This window comes from Pseudomonas sp. K5002, from assembly GCF_013386655.1.
Taxonomy (GTDB): Bacteria; Pseudomonadota; Gammaproteobacteria; order Pseudomonadales; family Pseudomonadaceae; genus Aquipseudomonas.
The window spans coordinates 1-512 of record NZ_JACARK010000208.1 but is presented as its reverse complement, the minus strand read 5'-3'; the positions used below and the strand labels follow the sequence as shown (position 1 = coordinate 512).

1 pseudogene is annotated in these 512 nt (G+C 63.9%); it reads left to right on the top strand.

Annotated elements, in window-relative coordinates:
• Window positions 1-83 precede the first annotated feature (83 nt).
• A pseudogene (locus HX846_RS11520) lies at window positions 84-512 on the top strand (dihydropyrimidine dehydrogenase); the annotation flags it as partial.

Below are 512 nucleotides of genomic sequence, written 5' to 3'. Positions count from 1 at the left end.
TTGCTCGCGAAGAGGCCGGTACCGGCAACAAAAAAACCACTGCCCACCAGAGGCAGCACCTCAAAAACCGTGAGGCCAATACCGTGATCCAGACCCTGAACCATCTTCCCCACCCCCATGAAGATGCGGCGGCCCTCGCCGCGCATTTCACCGACCTGGCGCCGCCGCTCAATGCCCGGCAAGCCCAACTGGAAGCCTCGCGCTGCCTCTACTGCTACGACGCACCGTGCGTCAACGCGTGCCCCAGCGAGATCGATATCCCGTCGTTCATCCGCAATATCCACACGGAGAACGTCCAGGGCGCCGCACAGAAGATTCTCTCGGCGAATATCCTCGGCGGCAGTTGCGCCCGGGTCTGCCCGACGGAAATCCTCTGCCAGCAAGCCTGCGTGCGCAACAATGCCGAGGAATGCGCCCCGGTGCTGATCGGCCTGTTGCAGCGTTACGCGGTGGACAACGCGCACTTCAGCGAACACCCGTTCCAGCGCGCCGCGCCCACCGGCAAGCGCATC